Source organism: Acinetobacter thutiue (assembly GCF_030385805.1).
In the GTDB taxonomy this organism is placed as follows: domain Bacteria; phylum Pseudomonadota; class Gammaproteobacteria; order Pseudomonadales; family Moraxellaceae; genus Acinetobacter; species Acinetobacter corruptisaponis.
In genome coordinates this window covers 1-18,510 of record NZ_JAUDZE010000012.1, presented here as the reverse complement: position 1 = coordinate 18,510, position 18,510 = coordinate 1, and the positions used below count along the sequence as shown (strand labels likewise).

The 18,510-nt window shown below is 44.7% G+C and carries 15 protein-coding genes; 10 read left to right on the top strand and 5 right to left on the bottom strand.

The features are described from left to right. The first annotated feature begins 13 nt into the window (after positions 1-13). Both recF and gyrB read left to right on the top strand, forming a co-directional pair. Positions 14-1,096 carry a DNA replication/repair protein RecF gene (recF, locus tag QTA56_RS16765; RefSeq protein ID WP_267982120.1) on the top strand — a complete coding sequence of 361 codons (1,083 nt, stop codon included), beginning with the start codon at positions 14-16 and terminating at the stop codon, positions 1,094-1,096. A gap of 49 nt (positions 1,097-1,145) precedes the next feature. Further along, complete coding sequence (gene gyrB, locus QTA56_RS16760; RefSeq protein WP_267982119.1) at positions 1,146-3,614, top strand: DNA topoisomerase (ATP-hydrolyzing) subunit B; 2,469 nt, start codon at positions 1,146-1,148, stop codon at positions 3,612-3,614. A gap of 103 nt (positions 3,615-3,717) precedes the next feature. Here gyrB and QTA56_RS16755 read toward each other — a convergent pair whose 3' ends face one another. From QTA56_RS16755 to QTA56_RS16740, 4 genes are all read right to left on the bottom strand, one after another. Next, positions 3,718-3,894, bottom strand: coding sequence for a hypothetical protein (locus QTA56_RS16755; RefSeq protein ID WP_267982118.1), 177 nt, complete (start codon positions 3,892-3,894; stop codon positions 3,718-3,720). Then, positions 3,878-5,029 carry a PepSY-associated TM helix domain-containing protein gene (locus tag QTA56_RS16750; protein ID WP_267982117.1) on the bottom strand — a complete coding sequence of 384 codons (1,152 nt, stop codon included), beginning with the start codon at positions 5,027-5,029 and terminating at the stop codon, positions 3,878-3,880. The genes QTA56_RS16755 and QTA56_RS16750 overlap by 17 nt, the downstream gene beginning before the upstream one ends. Positions 5,030-5,238: 209 nt before the next feature. Then, positions 5,239-5,796 carry a VTT domain-containing protein gene (locus tag QTA56_RS16745; protein ID WP_267982116.1) on the bottom strand — a complete coding sequence of 186 codons (558 nt, stop codon included), beginning with the start codon at positions 5,794-5,796 and terminating at the stop codon, positions 5,239-5,241. A 272-nt stretch (positions 5,797-6,068) separates the two neighbouring features. Further along, positions 6,069-7,997, bottom strand: a complete 1,929-nt coding sequence (locus QTA56_RS16740; RefSeq protein ID WP_267982163.1) for an ATP-binding cassette domain-containing protein — start codon at positions 7,995-7,997, stop codon at positions 6,069-6,071. A gap of 302 nt (positions 7,998-8,299) precedes the next feature. Here QTA56_RS16740 and QTA56_RS16735 point away from each other — a divergent pair, with 302 nt between their 5' ends. From QTA56_RS16735 to erpA, 7 genes are all read left to right on the top strand, one after another. Next, on the top strand, positions 8,300-9,307 hold the full coding sequence (locus QTA56_RS16735) for a putative solute-binding protein (protein WP_267982115.1): 1,008 nt from the start codon (positions 8,300-8,302) through the stop codon (positions 9,305-9,307). Between the two features lie 48 nt (positions 9,308-9,355). Next, entirely contained in the window at positions 9,356-10,363 is a 1,008-nt protein-coding gene (locus QTA56_RS16730; protein ID WP_267982114.1) for a putative solute-binding protein, read from the top strand. A gap of 43 nt (positions 10,364-10,406) precedes the next feature. Then, on the top strand, positions 10,407-11,414 hold the full coding sequence (locus tag QTA56_RS16725; RefSeq protein WP_267982113.1) for a putative solute-binding protein: 1,008 nt from the start codon (positions 10,407-10,409) through the stop codon (positions 11,412-11,414). 216 nt (positions 11,415-11,630) lie between these two features. Further along, on the top strand, positions 11,631-12,632 hold the full coding sequence (locus tag QTA56_RS16720) for a putative solute-binding protein (RefSeq protein WP_267982112.1): 1,002 nt from the start codon (positions 11,631-11,633) through the stop codon (positions 12,630-12,632). Positions 12,633-12,848: 216 nt separating this feature from the next. After that, positions 12,849-13,856 carry a putative solute-binding protein gene (locus QTA56_RS16715; RefSeq protein WP_267982111.1) on the top strand — a complete coding sequence of 336 codons (1,008 nt, stop codon included), beginning with the start codon at positions 12,849-12,851 and terminating at the stop codon, positions 13,854-13,856. A 289-nt stretch (positions 13,857-14,145) separates the two neighbouring features. Beyond that, positions 14,146-15,150 (top strand): putative solute-binding protein, encoded by a 1,005-nt coding sequence (locus QTA56_RS16710; RefSeq protein ID WP_267982110.1) that lies wholly within the window; start codon positions 14,146-14,148, stop codon positions 15,148-15,150. 122 nt (positions 15,151-15,272) lie between these two features. After that, the gene (erpA, locus tag QTA56_RS16705; RefSeq protein WP_004675453.1) at positions 15,273-15,608 is read left to right on the top strand and encodes an iron-sulfur cluster insertion protein ErpA; all 336 of its coding nucleotides are present in this window, start codon (positions 15,273-15,275) and stop codon (positions 15,606-15,608) included. A gap of 59 nt (positions 15,609-15,667) precedes the next feature. Here the strand turns inward: erpA and QTA56_RS16700 are convergent, their stop codons facing one another. After that, a complete protein-coding gene (locus QTA56_RS16700) occupies positions 15,668-16,801 on the bottom strand; it encodes an anhydro-N-acetylmuramic acid kinase (protein ID WP_267982109.1) in 1,134 nt (377 codons plus the stop codon). Positions 16,802-16,862: 61 nt separating this feature from the next. Between QTA56_RS16700 and tyrS the strand changes: the two genes are divergently transcribed. Next, entirely contained in the window at positions 16,863-18,095 is a 1,233-nt protein-coding gene (gene tyrS / locus QTA56_RS16695; protein ID WP_267982108.1) for a tyrosine--tRNA ligase, read from the top strand. Positions 18,096-18,510: the final 415 nt, after the last annotated feature.

Sequence of the window (18,510 nt, the reverse complement as noted above, 5' to 3'; positions counted from 1 at the left end):
TGAGTTTTAAAACATGCAAATCACGCGTTTGAACATTGAGCGTGTACGTAATTTAAAGGCGGTTGCACTCAGCGAGTTACAACCGTTTAATATTTTTTATGGGGCGAATGGTTCTGGAAAGACCTCAGTTCTGGAAGCGATTCATTTATTGGCGACAGGCCGTTCATTTCGCACTCATATTCCCAAACATTACATCCAGTACGAGGCCGATGATGCGATTGTATTCGCGCAGTCGGCGAGTGAACGGATTGGCATGCAAAAGCTGGCTTCGGGTGAGCAACTGATCAAGGTCAATGGCGATACCATAGCGACGCAGGGGCAGTTGGCAAAACTTTTACCCTTACAGCATATTGATCCGCAAAGCACCGATATTATTGACCATGGCGCCAAGCCTAGACGGCAATTACTGGACTGGTTGATGTTCCACGTGGAACCAGAGTTCTATTTTGCCTGGCAGTATTATTCTCGCGCCTTAAAGCAGCGTAATAGTTTGCTCAAGACACGGCGTAACCTCAGTCTGGCGGATTTAGAGCCGTGGAACAAAATGCTGAGTGATTATGGTGAAATTTTGCATTCGCAAAGGCTGGGGATTGTGGAACAATGGAACCAGTTCTTTCAAGAAGATTTACAGCAATTATTGCCAAACCTTCAAATTGAACTGGAATACCATGCCGGTTTTCATACCGAACAGGGGCTGTTGCAGGACCTGATCCAACAGCATCAAAGAGACCAGGAGCGTCGTTATACCGAGTATGGTCCACATCGGGCAGATTTACGCTTGAAAACCCCGTATGGCAATGCTGATGACGTGTTGTCGCGTGGACAAAAAAAGTTGTTAATCATGGCATTAAAACTGTCACAAATTGCAATGCTGCATGCGAGTAACAAGGAAACTGTGGTATTATTAGATGATCTGACAGCAGAGTTGGATTTAGCTGCACAACAACGTTTAATTGAGCGATTGAGTCAGTTAGGAAGTCAGGTTTTTATGACGACCTTAGACCATACGTCGGTATTAAAACACTTACATGATTTGTCGATTTCCTTTCAATTGTTTCACGTTGTCCAAGGCCAAGTCAGTCTTGCTGCGCCATAATTTTATTTCCTCATCTTTGGATAGATTAGATATTTACTAGGGAGTAACCATGAGTTCAGAGTCTCAATCAGTCTCTCAAACAGAACAAACAAATGAAAAGGCTTATGATTCCTCTAGTATTAAAGTATTACGTGGATTAGACGCGGTTCGTAAACGTCCTGGCATGTATATCGGTGACACCGATGACGGTACAGGTTTGCACCATATGGTGTTTGAGGTGGTGGATAATGCCATCGATGAAGCTTTAGCGGGCCATTGTGACGAGATTATAGTGACCATTCATGAAGATGAATCGGTGAGTGTCTCGGATAACGGACGTGGTATTCCAACCGACATACACCCTGAAGAGGGAGTGTCTGCGGCAGAAGTGATCCTGACCATCCTGCATGCGGGCGGTAAGTTCGATGACAACAGCTATAAGGTGTCGGGTGGCTTGCATGGTGTGGGTGTATCGGTTGTAAACGCCTTGTCGAAAAAACTACAGTTGACGATTTATCGTGCGGGTCAAATACATGAACAGGAATACCAGCATGGTGATTCACAATATCCGTTAAAGGTGGTGGGTGAAACAGATAAAACAGGAACAATAGTACGTTTCTGGCCAAGTGAGTTGACCTTTAGCCAGACCATTTTCAATGTTGATATTTTGGCACGCCGTTTAAGGGAGCTTTCATTCCTGAATGCGGGTGTACGGATTGTATTGCGTGATGAACGGATTAACCTCGAACACGTCTACGATTATGAGGGTGGCCTGTCTGAATTTGTTAAGTACATCAACGAAGGCAAGACCCATCTCAATGATATTTTCCATTTCACGGCTGATGCTGAAAATGGGATTACTGTTGAAGTTGCCTTGCAGTGGAATGACAGCTATCAGGAAAATGTACGCTGCTTTACCAACAACATTCCACAGAAAGATGGTGGTACACACCTTGCTGGTTTCCGTGCGGCGCTTACCCGTGGCTTAAACAGCTACATGGAAAATGAAAACCTGCTGAAAAAAGAAAAGGTTGCCGTGACAGGTGATGATGCCCGTGAAGGCTTGACCGCGATTATTTCAGTGAAGGTGCCTGATCCAAAATTCTCTTCACAGACCAAGGAAAAACTGGTGTCGAGTGAAGTAAAACCTGCGGTGGAGCAGGCCATGAACAAGGAGTTTTCAGCGTATTTGCTGGAAAATCCACAGGCGGCTAAATCAATTGCAGGCAAAATTATTGATGCGGCGCGTGCTCGTGATGCGGCGCGTAAGGCCCGTGAAATGACCCGTCGTAAGAGTGCGCTGGACATTGCGGGTTTGCCTGGCAAATTGGCGGACTGTCAGGAAAAAGATCCAGCCTTGTCTGAACTGTATCTAGTCGAGGGTGACTCTGCGGGCGGTAGTGCCAAGCAGGGCCGTAACCGTAAGATGCAGGCGATTTTGCCGTTGAAAGGTAAAATCCTCAACGTTGAGCGTGCCCGCTTTGATAAGATGATTTCCAGTCAGGAAGTTGGCACCCTGATCACGGCTTTAGGCTGTGGTATTGGGCGCGAAGAATATAATCCAGATAAGTTACGTTATCATAAAATCATCATCATGACCGATGCGGACGTGGATGGTTCACATATCCGTACCTTGTTGCTGACGTTCTTCTTCCGTCAAATGCCAGAACTGGTTGAGCGTGGTTATATCTATATTGCCCAGCCACCGCTGTACAAATTGAAGAAAGGCAAGCACGAACAGTACATCAAGGACAATGATGCACTGGAAGAGTTTTTGATCTCCAATGCGATTGATGAGTTGGCGTTACATATCAGTGCGGAAGCACCTGCAATTACTGGTGCGGCATTGGCGAGTGTGATTGCGGATTATCAGGTGTCACAGAAGAGCTTGCAGCGCCTCACCCAGCGTTATCCTGCGAGCCTGCTGGATGGCCTGCTTGAGCTGGAGGCATTTAAGGCTGACCACAACCATGAGCGTGACTATGTGGAATCCTGGGCTGAGCAATTGCGTGTGGCAATTGAAAAATTACAGCCAAGTTTGCGCCCTGAAATTACCTTGGAATCATTTGAACGTGAAAACTCCCTGGGTGAAAAATCGGCACACTACTGGCCGCGTGTCACGGTATACGTGCATAACTTGCCACATGCCTATTTGCTGGATGCAGGTCTGCTCAATTCTGCTGAATATGCACGTTTGCTGAAAAATGCCAAGAGCTGGTTCAAGCTGCTTGAGGAGGGGGCTTACCTGCAAAAAGGTGAGCGCCGTATTCAGGTCAACAGTTTCCATCAGGTATGGCAGCATATTTTGCAGGACTCACGCCGTGGCATGATGATCCAGCGCTATAAAGGTCTGGGTGAGATGAATGCCGAGCAGCTTTGGGAAACCACGATGGACCCTGAAAACCGCAATATGTTGCAGGTCACCATTGATGATGCGATTGAGGCGGACCGTATGTTCTCATGTCTTATGGGTGATGACGTGGAACCACGTCGTGCATTCATTGAGGAAAATGCGTTGAATGCCGATATTGATGCTTAAGTAAGTTAGGCATTTTTCAAATTTATTTTAAAGGCGGGGCTAATCATTTTAGCCCCGCCTTTAAGTCTTCTGCTTTATTGAAAATTATTGAAAGGTTTGCGGCTTATTTTTTATTTCTTTGCAGAACATAGGCTCGCCATATCGCAATCAAAATGGGAAAAAGCGTCACCACCAGAAAAATAAAATCGGCTACACCCTCCATCAACAGCATCCCGACAATCCCTGAAATACTGCATAGTGCAAGCAACCATAAGGTGCTGAGTTTATTCCACAGTTGCATTGCCTACTCCTTTTAAGCCCTTTTGTTGACGTTTGGCCCACCATAACCATGCACCATTCAGCGTGATAAACAGTGTTAGCAGGGTACACAAGGTCCAGAGGATCTTAAGGGGCATACCACCATAATTACCAAAATGGAGAGGCTGTGACAGTAAAATGGCCTTGAGATAGGTTGGCAGTTCTTCCACCGTATCAACCTTGCCCGTTTCCGCATTGACCAAGGCAACTTTCAGCATTTTTTCATTCAGGCCCTCATTTCCCTGTAACAGCACCATGTAGTGGCCTTGGGTTGAATATTCTGTTTTAGGATAAAAGACACTGGTTGGATGCCAGCCAGACTCACCCTTTTGTGCCGAGGCATAGATGGTATCAAGATCAAGCTTTGGATTGATGACAGTGGTATGCTGATACTTTTCTTGCAGTGCTTTAAGTTCTGTGATTTGCCACACGCCAATCGCCACCGTTCCAAAACCTAACAGAAATCCCGTAAATGTCACCACCAGGGCCCAGCCCAACACTGCCGAGCCAATCAGGTTATGTAAATCCAGTTGCAATAGGCGCTGGCCTCTTCCGATACGGATAATGCCAAACAGGAATTTTTTGACATAGGGTGCGTACACCACCAAACCTGAGATCAGGGATAGCAACACTAAAAATGCAATCAGCGCACCAATCAGTTGTCCAATAAATCCCAAAAACCAGTTGGCATGTAGCTCAAGCAGGAAACCTGTCAGGGTCTCGCGTTCATTCGGTTTCTGGATCAGGCTGGCAGAACCAATATCTGCAAACAGCCAGCGTGCCTGTTCAAAACCCTGATTCGGCTTTGCCATGCCAATCAGCAGTACCCCAGGGTGGTGTTCTGGATCATAGCCTGTACTGATGACCTGTTCATTGGGGTAGGTTTTTTGTGCAGTTGCGATTGAATCTTCCAATGGGCGTTGCTGGGATGAGCTTAGGGCAGTGGGTTCCACCCCAAGTGCGTGATCAATTTCTTCATGGAAAATAAGAATCACACCTGTAATTGACAGGATCGCGAACGGAATCACCACCACAAGACTGACCCAGCGGTGAATCCATAGATTGAGACGGAACCAGCGTGAATTGGTTTTTTTAACGGAAGATAAGCTTTGGCGCATAGCACGTTATCCAATGAAAATAATCATTGGTTTTCCTAAGAGGGATATTTGCTTAGATATTAATTTAAGTGATAATTATTTGCATTATTATTTTAATATTTTGTTTCACGTGGAACATCGGTTTATTTGCTTTGCAAACTACAAATTCCAGCATGACAGACATTTTTTGTCCAAGATTGATTGATGAAATCAGTTCTATAAAAATTGATTTAGTTATCGACCAGATCACTGACCTGAATAATTGCATGGCCGAATATGTAGCCTGCACTGAGTAATAAACTAATCCAAAGTAACGCACCTAAAATATTATACAGACAGAAGCTTAAGTACTTCATGTTGCTGGAACCTGCCGCCAGAGGTGCAAAGGAGCGGGCAAAGGGAATAAAACGTGCAAGCAGAATGGTTTTGCCACCGTGACGCAGGAAAAACGTGTTGGTCTTTACCAGATATTCCTGTTTGATAAAACGTGATTCCATATTAAAGATACGGTCACCAAAATGACGGCCAATATGGTAATTGACCATATAACCCAAGGTTGCGGCAACAAAAAGCAAACTGATCATATAACCAAGATGCATGATCTCGATCATGGAGCACAAGGCACCTACAGTCAGCAACAGGCTGTCGCCTGGCAAAAAAAACATAAACACAAAAGCTGTTTCTAAAAAAATAATCAGGAACAGGATGGCATAAATCCATAAACCATATTCCTGAATCAGGATGGGAAGGAAATGTTCAAAATTAAAAATAAAGTCGAAAGAACTCATGCAGTTTGTTCGATCCAAAATAACGTACCAACCAAACATGGGGTACAAAAAATTAAAATAAATTTAACCCTCTGGTTTCATTAGAAAGTTTCAACTTTAAAATGATACTCGTCGAGTATAACGGGCCTGAACCCAAAGCTCAATTTTCTGGGAAAATTACAACTTTAGCTTAGCCTAATTTTTTTGTTGTTTCATGACATCTTTATTGGTATTTAAGTAGCCTCAACCTAACCAGACGATGTTGCCCAGTTAGGTTGATATTTTTTTAGTTTTTAGGTTTCGAATGAGCTTTCCAGTTCCTCCAGCTCCATCATCAGTTCCAAAAGCTGTTCTTCGAATTGTTCTAGTTTTGCCTTTAAATCATTTTGCTCATTCATGAGTTTGATCAAGTCATCTTTTCGATTCGCTTCATACAGGGCACTATCCGCCAAAGCCTGTTCAATCTCAGCTAAACGCGGTTGAACCTTGTCAATCTGTGCCTCAACCTTTTCGATGTTCTTGCGAATCGGGCGGGTCAGTTCACGGCGACGGGCAGCCTCTTTTCGCTGGGCTTCCTTATCCACTTTTGCAGTTGAGGCGGGTGCATTGCTGCTTTGTTGCTGTAGGGCATTTTGAGCGTTGATCTGCTGTTGGCGCGCTTCACGCAACCATTTCGCATAATCCTGTAAATCGCCCTCAAACTCTGTGCATTTGCCTGCATGAACCAACAGTAAATCATCGCAGACGCTGGCAATCAGTTGGCGTTCGTGCGAGACCAACACCACAGCACCCTCAAAGTCCTGCAATGCCATACTCAGGGCATGACGCATATCCAGGTCCAGATGGTTGGTGGGTTCGTCCAGAATCAATACATTTGGGCGTTGCCATACGATTAGTGCCAATGCCAGACGTGCGCGCTCACCACCTGAAAAGCTCTCGCATGGGGTGTCCATACGTTCACCACTAAAACCAAACCCACCCAGAAAGGCGCGCAAGGAAGCTTCACTGATTTGTTTATCTGCAATGCGGGCCAGTTGCAGCATTGGACTGGCATTGGCATCCAGTGCATCCATTTGATGCTGGGCAAAATAACCGATGTTCAAGAGTTCAGAGGCTTTGCGCTCGCCTGCCAAGAGCGGTAAATCACCCACCAATGTTTTGATCAGGGTTGATTTACCTGCACCATTCATCCCCAACAAGCCAATGCGTGAACTTGGCGTGATTTGCAGGCGGATTTTTTCAGCAATGATTTTATCGCCATAGCCAATTGTCGCCATATCCAGACTTAACAGCGGTGAACTCATTTTGCTGGGTTCACGGAAGCTAAAGGTAAATGGCGTGTCCACATGCGCAGGCGCAAGCTGTTGCATGCGCTCTAGCTGTTTAATACGACTTTGTGCCTGACGGGCTTTGGTGGCTTTTGCTTTAAAGCGGTCAATAAATTTTTGTAGATGTGCACGGGTTTCCTGTTGTTTCTCAAACGCCTGTTGCTGTTGTGCCAAGCGTTCGCTACGGGTGGTTTCAAAGGTGGAGTAGTTGCCTGTATAGAGCATGAGTTCCTGATTTTCGATGTGCAGGATATGGTCGGTAATGGCATCAAGGAAGTCACGGTCATGTGAAATCAACACCAGCGTGCCCTCATAGGCTTTAAGCCAGTCTTCCAGCCACAGAATTGCATCCAGATCCAAATGGTTGGTGGGTTCATCCAGCAACAGTAGGTCTGAGCGGCTCATCAGCGTGCGTGCCAGATTGAGGCGCATACGCCAGCCACCTGAGAAGCTTGCCACATTTAAACGGATTTGATGGTCCAGAAAACCCAGACCCGCCATAAGCTGGGCAGCCTTGGCAGGTGCGGCATAGCCGTGAATCTCATCAAAACGGCCATGTAGTTTTGCCAAATCATCATTGCTGAGCTGTTCAGGGTGTGCCAGTTTTTCCTGAATCTGCCAATATTCCTCATCCCCTGACAGCACAAAGTCCAGTGCAGGCATTTCCAGCGCCTTAATTTCTTGTGCCATATGCGCCACCGTCCAGACAGCGGGACGGCTCAGGTTGCCTTCATCTGCAACAAGGTCACCCAAAAGTGCGGCAAACAAGGTCGATTTACCCGCACCATTCACACCTGTAAGGCCAATTTTCCAGCCAGGATGGAGCTGCATCGATGCTTTCTGAAAGAGGACTCGCCCACCACGGCGTAATGAAACTTGGTCAAACTGGATCATGAGCATGCAAAATTACAAATAGTTGGCTGCATTTTAAGGTGAACGTGCATGAAAGCAAATTTTTATCTGGCAGCCATTCAATATTCATTCATAAATTGCATTCTGGCCTCAAACTTCGTTGGGTTTGGTATGAAATATAAATACAGCAATGCATCTGCCCTAAAGATCAATTCGATTGAATCCAGCAATTCAATCAGTAAAAATAGAGTTTTTACTCTATTTTTGTGATGGAAATCAGATTATTATTTAGTTTTAATGAAAAAATAAGCAACAAGATTAGAAGTATAGTGACAGGATTAGGGATGAGGAAAGGGATTCTTGCCGTGGGGGCAATGCTGATGCTGGGGGCAAGTATGCAGACCAACGCAGACGCTAAAATTTGTGTTTTTGACTTGTTGGGAAAATCTGGCGAGGCCTATAAGGCAATGGAGGAATGGGCTCTGGCTGCCAAAACATGGCGTAGTGACATCACTTTACTGAGTTACCAGAATGAGGCCCAGGCCCAGAATGATTTTGAGCAGGGCAAATGCGATGGCGTGTACATGACCTCCATGCGGGCGCGGAGTTATAACAAGTTTGCGGGATCAGTGGATGCAATCGGTGCGGTTCCCAGCTATGCGATTGCCCAAAAGGCGATTAGTTTCGCGTTAGACAGGCGTAACCAGCGCCGTCTAAACAGCCGTATTGGCAAGCAATCCTATGAGGTTGCAGGTATTTCACAGATTGGTCTGGCCTATATCTTTGTAAAAGATAAAAACATGAACACCATTGAGCAGATCAAGGGTAAAAAATTTGCGGTACTGGCTTATGACGAGGCACAAAAGATCGTCGTAAAAAGCCTGGGTGGGCAGGCGGTCCTTTCCGATATTTCGGATATTGCCAAAAAGTTTAACAGTGGTGAGGCGGACATTATGGCGGCACCTGCTTATGCCTACAAGCCACTGGAATTATATAAGGGGCTGGGAAATGACGGGGCAATCATTCAGTTTCCAGCGGTGAATATGACCATGGACCTGATCATTCGACCAGAAAAATTCTCCAGTGGTTTTGGCCAACATTCGAGGGCCTGGTTCATTAACCGCCTCAATACCAACTTTGCCCTGATTCAGCGGATTGAAGCGGAATTACCCGCCAAATATAAAATGAATCTGAGCAATGAGGACAGGACACGTTATCAGCAAATCCTGCGTGAGGCACGTATTGGCTTGACCTCACGTGGCATTTATGACGCCACCATGATGAATGTACTCAAGCGTGCGCGCTGTACGGTGGATCGGACCAATTTTGAATGCACCCTTGGTGGTGAATAGATTTTTTAAGTTTTTTTGTGCGTTTGATAATTTTTATAGGGAAATGAAATGAATAAGGGGTTGTTTGCTTTGGCTGCCGTGGCGTTGTTGAGTGTTGCAGGGCAAACTCAGGCAAAGCAAAAAGTATGTGTTTTTGATTTGCTGGGCAAGGCTGGTGAGACATTCAAGGTGACTGAGGAATGGGCTGTCACGGCAAAGGATTGGCAGGCAGATATACGCCTGATTCCCTATCAGGATGAGGCCAAGGCCCAGAATGATTTTGAGGCAGGCCTTTGTGATGCGGTGTATATGACCTCCATGCGCGCCCGAAAATACAACCGTTTTGCGGGTTCGATTGATGCGATTGGCGGTGTCACCAGTAACCATGTGGCCCAGAAAGCCATCAGCTTCGCTTTGGACAAGCGTAACAAGCGCCGTTTGCTGGCAACGGTTGAGGGAGAAAACTACGAGGTTGCAGGGATTTTGCAGTTTGGTCTGGCCTATGTTTTTGTGCGCGACAAAAATGTAAATACAATTGAGAAAGCCAAGGGCAAGAAGTTTGCCTATTTACAATATGACATTGCCCAGAAAACCATTGTGGACAGTCTGGAAATGGTCTCGGTGCCTTCAGAGATCTCAGATTTTGTGAAGAAGTTTAACACTGGTCAGGTCGATGTGATTGCCTCTCCTGCCTATGCCTACCGTCCCTTGGAAATTGAGAAAGGCATTGCCAAGAGTGGCGCGATGTTTACGTTTCCTGTGGTCAACATTACGGGTGACCTGATTATTCGTCCTGAGAAGTTTCCAAAAAATTTTGGTGTGCAGTCACCGGAATGGTTCGTAAAACAGGTTCCAAAGAGCTTTACCATGGTGAAACGGCTTGAGGCTGGAATTCCCGCAAAATACATCGTGCAGTTGCCGAAAGAGGATGAGGTACGCTATCAGAAAATTCTGCGCGAGGGGCGAATTAACCTGACCAAACAGGGCGTTTACGACCCAGTCATGATGAGTGTACTCAAGCGTGCCCGCTGTACGGTGGAACGAACCAGCTTTGAATGTTCACTGGGTGGTGAATAGATTTTAAGTTGTTGAGTATTCAATAATTTTATAGGGGAATGAAATGAATAAAGGATTATTCGCTTTGGCTACCGCAACATTGCTCAGTGTTGTGGGGCAAACCCAGGCAAAACAGAATATTTGTGTTTTTGACCTGTTGGGTAAAGCTGGAGATGCTTTTAAAATCACCGAGGACTGGGCAATTACGGCAAAAAACTGGCAGGCTGATATTCGTTTGATTCCTTATCAGGATGAGGCCAAGGCCCAAAGTGACTTTGAGGCAGGGAAATGTGACGGCGTGTATATGACCTCCATGCGTGCCCGTAAATATAACCGTTTTGCAGGTTCGATTGACGCGATTGGCGGTGTGACCAGTAACCATGTGGCGCAAAAGGCAATTCACTTTGCACTGGATAAACGCAATAAATCTCGTCTATCTACCGTAGTGGATGGACAAAACTACGAAGTTGCGGGAATCTTACAGTTCGGTCTGGCCTATGTTTTTGTGCATGACAAAAACATGAATACAATCGAAAAATTCAAGGGAAAAAAGTTTGCCTATCTGCAATATGACGAGGCGCAAAAAGAAGTGATCAATAGTTTGGAAATGATCGCAATTCCCTCTGAAATTTCAAATTTTGTGAAGAAGTTTAACAGTAATCAGGTCGATGCGATTGCAGCACCTGCCTATGCCTTTAAACCACTTGAAATTGAGAAAGGCATTGAAAATGGTGGCGCAATGTATCTTTTCCCTGTGGTCAACATTACAGGTGACCTGATTATTCGTCCTGGAAAATTCCCTGCCAATTTTGGCGTCCAATCACGTCAATGGTTCATACAACAGTTACCGAAAAGCTTTGCGATGGTGAAACGTCTTGAAGAAGACATTCCAGCAAAATACAAAGTCAGTTATCCCAAGGAAGAACTGGTTCGTCATCAAAAACTGTTACGTGATGGACGAATTAGCCTGACCAAACAGGGGATTTATGACCCAATCATGATGAGTGTACTGAAACGTGCCCGCTGCACTGTGGAACGGACCAGTTTTGAATGTTCGTTGGGAGGGGAATAAAATCTTAATCAAAGTTGAATTGCATGGTGATTTGGAAAAATGATCAGGCATTGGAAATAGATATTTCATCAAGGAATAAAATGTGATGAGTGCTATTAAAAATCACTAAAACCCGACGTATGTAAATAAAAGGACTAGGCTTTTAGTCAAAATCTGACTATATTTGTCTCTCGCTGGTGGAAAAATATGCAAAAACAGCAAATAAGGGAAAACAAGATGAAAAAAGGACTTTTGGCATTGAGTGCTGCGACTCTATTTGTCATGACCACTCCTGTACAGGCAAAACAAGAAATTTGCGTATTCGATTTGTTGGGAAAAGCTGGGGAGTCTTACAAACTGATTGAGGAATGGAAGCTGGCCGCCAAAAACTGGCAGGGTGATGTCGAGCTAATTCCTTATCAGGATGAGGAAAAGGCTGAACAGGATTTTGATGCGGGCAAGTGTGACGGTGTCTATATGACTTCCATGCGTGCCCGTAAATACAACAAGTTTGCTGGTTCAATTGATGCGGTTGGTGCGGTCACCAGTAATGCCATTGCCCAAAAAGCCATTACCTTTGTGTTGGATAATCGCAATAAACACCGTTTAACTGCATCAGTCGGTGGTGAGAAACACGAAGTTGCAGGAATCATTCAGGTTGGACTGGCCTACATTTTTGTTCGGGACAAAAATATCGACACCATTGAAAAGGCCAAAGGTAAAAAATTCGCCTACCTCCACTATGACCAGGCACAAAAGGCGATTGTTGAAAGCATCGACCTGGTTGCCGTACCCTCCGACATTTCAGACTTCGTGAAGAAGTTTAACAGTGGCCAGGTGGATGTGATCGCCGCTCCTGCCTATGCCTACAAACCTTTGGAAATTAGCAAGGGTTTGGCAAATGGGGCATTGTTCAACTTTCCAGTGGTCAATATTACAGGTGATTTAATTATCAAGCCTGGAAAATTCCCTGCAAATTTTGGTACACAGTCACGTCAATGGTTCATCAACAAATTACCAGGCAACTTTGCAACAGTACAACGTCTAGAGGCTGGCATGGATGCGAGAAGAATCACCCTGTCCAATGAAGACAAGATCCGCTATCAGAAACTACTGCGTGATGGACGCATGAATTTGACCAGACAGGGAGTGTACGATGCCAGCATGATGAACGTGCTGAAGCGTGCGCGTTGTACGGTGGAACGGACCAATTTTGAGTGTTCACTCAGCGGTGAATAAAACCATTGTGATACCTCAAATAAACCCGTTTATAAACAAATTGTGCTGTTTATAACAAATTTGCCTATGAAAATAAGCGAATGAGATAAAACAGGACAAAAAATCAACAATATTGATATAAAAATAGAGTACAAGCTCTATTTTTTTCCAAGAAACATGATTAATATTTGCTTCGAACAAGGAGACAAACATAAAGTTTGTGAAAGGATGAAAAATATGAAAAAAATTGCATTAGCTATTGCAACAACTTCAATCTTAGGTGTATCTGCCTCAACTCAGGCGGCAGTTGATGTGTGTGTATTCGACTTATTAGGAAAGTCAGGTGAATCATACAAAATGATGCAGGACTGGGCACTGGCCGCAAAAAGCTGGGGGGCTGATGTTAACCTTCAGGCGATTACCGATGAACAGGTTGCAGACAACAACTTTAAAGCGGGTAAATGTGATGCTGTGGCAATGACAGCAATGCGCGCCCGTCCGTACAACAAATTTGCTGGTTCTGTTGACTCATTGGGCGGTGCGCCAAGCAATGAAACAGCTCAGCGTGCAATTACCTATGTACTGGATGCACGTAATGCAGCAAAAATGACCACCAATCTTGGTGGCAACAAATACGAAGTTGCGGGTATCTCTCCACTAGGTGCTGCGTACATTTTCGTACGTGACAAGAGCATTAACTCAATTGAAAAGGCAGCGGGTAAAAAATTCGCGGTATTGGGTTACGATGATGCACAAAAAATCATGGTTCAGCGTGTAGGCGCTCAGGCTGTACTATCTGACATCTCTAACTTTGCCGCTAAATTTAACAACGGTCAGGTAGACATGGTGGGTGCGCCTGCTTATGCATACAAGCCATTGGAATTAAGCAAAGGTTTGGGTGCAAATGGTGCGATGTTTAACTTCCCAGTATTACAGGTGACTGCGGATCTTATTATTCGCCCAGAGAAGTTCCCTGCAGGTTTTGGTCAAAAATCTCGTGATTACTTTGTAAAATCCTTACCTAAGAGTTTTGCAATGATCAAGCGTTACGAATCTGAGATTCCAGCAAAATACAAAATGAACCTAAGTGCTGAAGACACTTTAAAATACCAAAAATTGTTGCGTGATGGTCGTATGGACTTAACTAAACGTGGTATTTACGATGCAGGCATGATGTCTGTATTGAAGAAAGCTCGTTGTTCAGTAGACAAGGCGAACTTTGAATGTGCTTTACCTGGTGAATAATCAGTAATTGCTAAAGCAAACACTTAAAGCCTAGATTTATCTAGGCTTTTTGTTTTTTAAGCATTGTCATTTAAGTCATTGTCTTTAGCTGCTAAGATCATGATTATACAGAGACATAAGAAATCAAATGGAATCTTGAGGATTTAAGAATATATTGAAGCCATTAGGAGGAATGATGGTTGATTTCAAATCTATTGTTCATTTGAAAATATTGGAAAGATATAACGCAACTTTTTAGTTTTGGATGTTATGTAACAACAATCACCATAGATGCAAAGGAAAAAATAAGATGCAATGGTTTAAAACACTACTACTGGCGTCAGGTATTGCTGCGGTATCTGCGGGCGCTCAGGCACAACAGACCATTTGTGTATTTGACATTGTCGGTAAAAGTGGCGATGTCTATGCACTGATGAAAGACTATCAGCTTGCCGCAAAAACCTGGGGTGCGGATATTGAGTTGAAAGTGGGGACCAATGAAGCGGTGATAGCGGAAGATTTCAAGGCAGGTAAATGTGATGGGGTCAGTATCACAGGCATGCGTGGTCGCCAGTTTAACCAGTTTACAGGCTCATTGGATGCGATTGGTGCGATCACAGACCTGAAGCTTGCGGTAAAAGTGATGCAGGGATTGGCAAGCCCAACATTTGCCAAGGCCATGGTGAATGGTAAGTATGAAGTTGTAGGCGTGATCCCGATTGGTGATGCCTACCTGCTGGTCAATGACCGTAATATCAATACTGTCGCCAAAGCGGCAGGTAAGAAAATCGCTGTTCTGGACTATGATGAAGCACAAAAAATTATGGCTTCTCAGGTAGGTGCCCAAGCGGTCAGTTCTGACATCACCAACTTTGGTGCGAAATTCAACAATGGACAGGTCGATATCATTGGTGCGCCAGCAGCAGCATTTAAGCCTTTAGAGCTTTACAAGGGCTTGGGCACCAAGGGTGCAATTGTAAATTATCCAATCTTGCAGGTGACGGGTAACCTGATTATCCATCCTGAGAAATTCCCAGAGGGTTTTGGACAGAAATCAAGAGAATGGGTAAAGGCGCAGTTACCACGTGCTTTTGGTATTCTTGGCAAGATGAAAGCGGATATTCCACAAAAATACTGGATGGAAGTTCCTGCGGCTGACAAGCCTGGCTATCAAAAGCTGATGCGTGAAGCACGTATCAACCTGACTGCAAAAGGCATTTATGATAAGCGTATGATGAAATTGTTATGGCAATTCCGCTGTCGTGAAGATGCCAAGAACTTTGAGTGTGCGCTACAAGATGAAAACTATAAATAATCTTGTAAAAAGTCTTTAAACGCACTTTAAACTTCAAATACAGACCCGATATTGAGTATGCTATACTAAATATCGGGTCTTTTATTTTTTTAAAGACATACTGAAGTCTGAGGAACATCATCATGAACGCCCAAGCTCTTGAATTGTCAGATAATGCTGCCAAAAAAGTTCGCCAGTTACGCGAGAGTGAGGGGAATAACGATCTCATGTTGCGTGTTTATGTCACGGGTGGTGGATGCTCTGGATTCTCTTATGGCTTTAATTTTGCTGAAAGTGTCAATGAAGATGATGCTGAATTTAGCAATGGTGATGTAAAAATGTTGGTTGATTCCTTGAGCTATCAGTATCTGGTAGGTTCAGTGGTTGACTATCTTGAAGGATTGGAAGGTTCTCGTTTTGTGGTCCAAAACCCGAATGCCACCACGACCTGTGGCTGTGGTTCATCTTTCTCGATTTAATAGAATATAAATATAAAAAGGCTTCTCAAAATTGAGAAGCCTTTTTTATTGCTTTGGCCTTAAACAGCGGTGATAGTTCCCAGGATACGATCACCTGACGCGCCTGTAACAGCGGGTAAATTGCCACTGAGTTGCTGAACAAAGCGCATGGCCAACCATGCAAAAGCGGTTGCCTCCACCCAGGTTGGTGCTAGCCCTAAAGCATCAGTGGTTTGCACAGACCAATTGTGCTTGCGTAACCGCCAGCGTAACTGTTCCAGTAAATGTGAGTTGTAGGCTCCGCCACCGCAGACATAGATTTCACCTGTAGGCATCAGCTCCTTGCTACGGTAGATGGCTTTCTTAATCGCCCGCGTTGTCAGTTTCATCAATGTGGCCTGCACATTCTCAGGTGTATCTTCCAGCTCATCATAATCAAGGCCATTACGCCAGTCGCTCAGCTGTTCATCCAGCCATTCCAGATTAAAATCTTCCCGTCCCGTACTTTTTGGGGGTTCTTTGGCAAAGAACTCGTGGGTTTGTAGGCGATCCAGCAATGAACGGATCGGATTGCCATAGGCTGCCCAGTCGCCATTTTCATCATACGGATGCCCCGTATGACGATGACACCATGCATCCATCAAGATATTGGCTGGGCCTGTATCAAAGCCATAGACGCCGTTTAGGTTATTGGCAGGCAACATACTGACATTAGCAATACCGCCCAGATTCAAAATTACCCGATGGATACTGTCATGCTGAAACAGTGCCTGATGGAATGCAGGAACCAGAGGTGCACCCTGTCCACCTGCCGCTATATCACGACGACGGAAATCAGAAACAACAGGAAGTTGCGTGATCTCAGTGATGATGTTAGGATCACCAATTTGCAGGGTAAAGCCATGTTCAGGGCGGTGGCGAATGGTTTGCCCATGTGAACCGATGGCCTTAATTTGAGTGCGGTCTAAATTATTCTTTTCAATCAGTTCATTGATACCCTGACCAATCATTTGCGCCAGAGCCACATCCGCTTTGCCCATGCGGTCAATTTCATTGTCATCAGGTAAGCTCAGTGCCATCAGCTCATCACGTAGCTCAGGTTCAAAAGGCACAGTCAGCGTGGCGTGTAGCGTGAGCGGCCCAAATGAAGCTGCGACAATATCCACACCATCCATGCTTGTGCCTGTCATTACACCAATATAGATTGCGTTCACCGCAACTTCTCCCTGCAACACGCTGAAAAAATGTTAGTATATCGCACAAATTGAATAACTGATGTGTTTAGGTTTTGTGATGTCAAATTTCTTGCCCGCCGAAGAACAGCTTGCTCTCATTCAACGAGGCACGCACGAAATTATTTCTGAAGAAGATTTATTGAAAAAACTCAAGGAAAATCGCCCACTCCGTGTGAAAGCAGGTTTTGACCCAACGGCTCCCGATCTACATTTGGGACATACGGTCCTGATTAATAAACTCAAAACGTTCCAGGATTTGGGACATGAGGTTTATTTCTTGATCGGTGACTACACTGCAATGATCGGTGACCCAACAGGTAAGAGTGCAACACGCCCGCCGTTGTCCCGTGAACAGGTTGAAGCCAATGCCAAAACCTATCAGGAACAGGTATTTAAAATTCTTGATCCAAATAAAACCAAGGTTGTCTTTAACTCGGAATGGTTCAACCAGAAATCAGCTGCTGACCTGATTCAATTGGCAAGTCAGCAAACTGTTTCACGTATGCTGGAGCGTGATGACTTTACCAAGCGCTATAGCAACCACCAACCGATTGCGATCCATGAGTTCCTCTACCCATTGGTTCAGGGTTATGACTCGATTGCGCTTGAGGCGGATGTCGAGCTGGGTGGTACAGACCAGACCTTTAACCTGCTGATGGGACGTACTTTACAGGGCCGCTACGGTCAGGAATCACAAGTATGTATCACTGTGCCAATTCTTGAAGGTTTAGATGGCGTCAATAAGATGTCTAAATCTTTAGGCAACTATATTGGCGTATTTGACACACCAGGCGCGATGTACCAAAAAATCCTGTCTATGCCAGATAGCCTGATTGAGCGTTACTTTGATTTGCTCAGCTTTAAGTCACTGGACGAAATTCAAGGCCTGCTGGATGAAATGGCTGAGGGCCGTAACCCACAAGAGATCAAACGTATTTTGGCGCTTGAGTTGGTTGAGCGTTTCCATGATGTAGAAGCAGCGGAAAATGCACATAAGAGCGCAGGCAACCGTGTTACTGAAGGTGAAGTACCAGAAGACACGCCTGAAGTGACTATTTCCCGTGCTGAGTTTGGCGGTGAATTGTTCATTGCAACCATTCTTCGTGTGGCAGGCCTAAACCCAAATGCTGCAGCTGCGAAAGATGCAGTTGGCCGTGGTGCTGTTAAAGTCGATTGGAATGTGGTGGATATGGGCTACTCTGTAAAAGAGAATGTCACTTTGATTATCCAGTCAGGCAAAAAAGCGATTGCACGTGTGACTTTTACTGACTAAATCAAAACTTTAAAAATAAAAAGCAGGCCATGAGCCTGCTTTTTATACATAAATAGATGATAAAAACACCGAAAACATCACTTTTGTAGAAAAAAGAAACATGCAAAAGAAAATAATAAAAAAGGGGGTTGTATTGGTTCGGGAATGCTGTAGAATGCCCACTCATCGGCGGTGATGCGGATAAAAACTTGTTGATAAACAATGATTTGATTGAGGTGGTCTAGGTTGTAGGCTGGATTGCTCAGGTTTGTTTAGATTAAGATAAGTTTTAAAAAATCCAAATTATTAGTTGACTTTAAAGAGATTTAGGGTAACATAGCCGACCTAGCTTGATGATGACGAATCATCGAGAAGATCATTAAGAGAATAGAAGAACAACTTGTGTGGATTTTTACTGGTTGATCGATCGAAAATA

Bases quoted from the DNA above. Each gene is read 5' to 3' on its own strand.
- recF (WP_267982120.1), top strand. From the start codon at position 14: ATGCAAATCACGCGTTTGAACATTGAGCGTGTACGTAATTTAAAGGCG.
- gyrB (WP_267982119.1), top strand. From the start codon at position 1,146: ATGAGTTCAGAGTCTCAATCAGTCTCTCAAACAGAACAAACAAATGAA.
- QTA56_RS16755 (WP_267982118.1), bottom strand. From the start codon at position 3,894: ATGCAACTGTGGAATAAACTCAGCACCTTATGGTTGCTTGCACTATGC.
- QTA56_RS16750 (WP_267982117.1), bottom strand. From the start codon at position 5,029: ATGCGCCAAAGCTTATCTTCCGTTAAAAAAACCAATTCACGCTGGTTC.
- QTA56_RS16745 (WP_267982116.1), bottom strand. From the start codon at position 5,796: ATGAGTTCTTTCGACTTTATTTTTAATTTTGAACATTTCCTTCCCATC.
- QTA56_RS16740 (WP_267982163.1), bottom strand. From the start codon at position 7,997: ATGATCCAGTTTGACCAAGTTTCATTACGCCGTGGTGGGCGAGTCCTC.
- QTA56_RS16735 (WP_267982115.1), top strand. From the start codon at position 8,300: ATGAGGAAAGGGATTCTTGCCGTGGGGGCAATGCTGATGCTGGGGGCA.
- QTA56_RS16730 (WP_267982114.1), top strand. From the start codon at position 9,356: ATGAATAAGGGGTTGTTTGCTTTGGCTGCCGTGGCGTTGTTGAGTGTT.
- QTA56_RS16725 (WP_267982113.1), top strand. From the start codon at position 10,407: ATGAATAAAGGATTATTCGCTTTGGCTACCGCAACATTGCTCAGTGTT.
- QTA56_RS16720 (WP_267982112.1), top strand. From the start codon at position 11,631: ATGAAAAAAGGACTTTTGGCATTGAGTGCTGCGACTCTATTTGTCATG.
- QTA56_RS16715 (WP_267982111.1), top strand. From the start codon at position 12,849: ATGAAAAAAATTGCATTAGCTATTGCAACAACTTCAATCTTAGGTGTA.
- QTA56_RS16710 (WP_267982110.1), top strand. From the start codon at position 14,146: ATGCAATGGTTTAAAACACTACTACTGGCGTCAGGTATTGCTGCGGTA.
- erpA (WP_004675453.1), top strand. From the start codon at position 15,273: ATGAACGCCCAAGCTCTTGAATTGTCAGATAATGCTGCCAAAAAAGTT.
- tyrS (WP_267982108.1), top strand. From the start codon at position 16,863: ATGTGTTTAGGTTTTGTGATGTCAAATTTCTTGCCCGCCGAAGAACAG.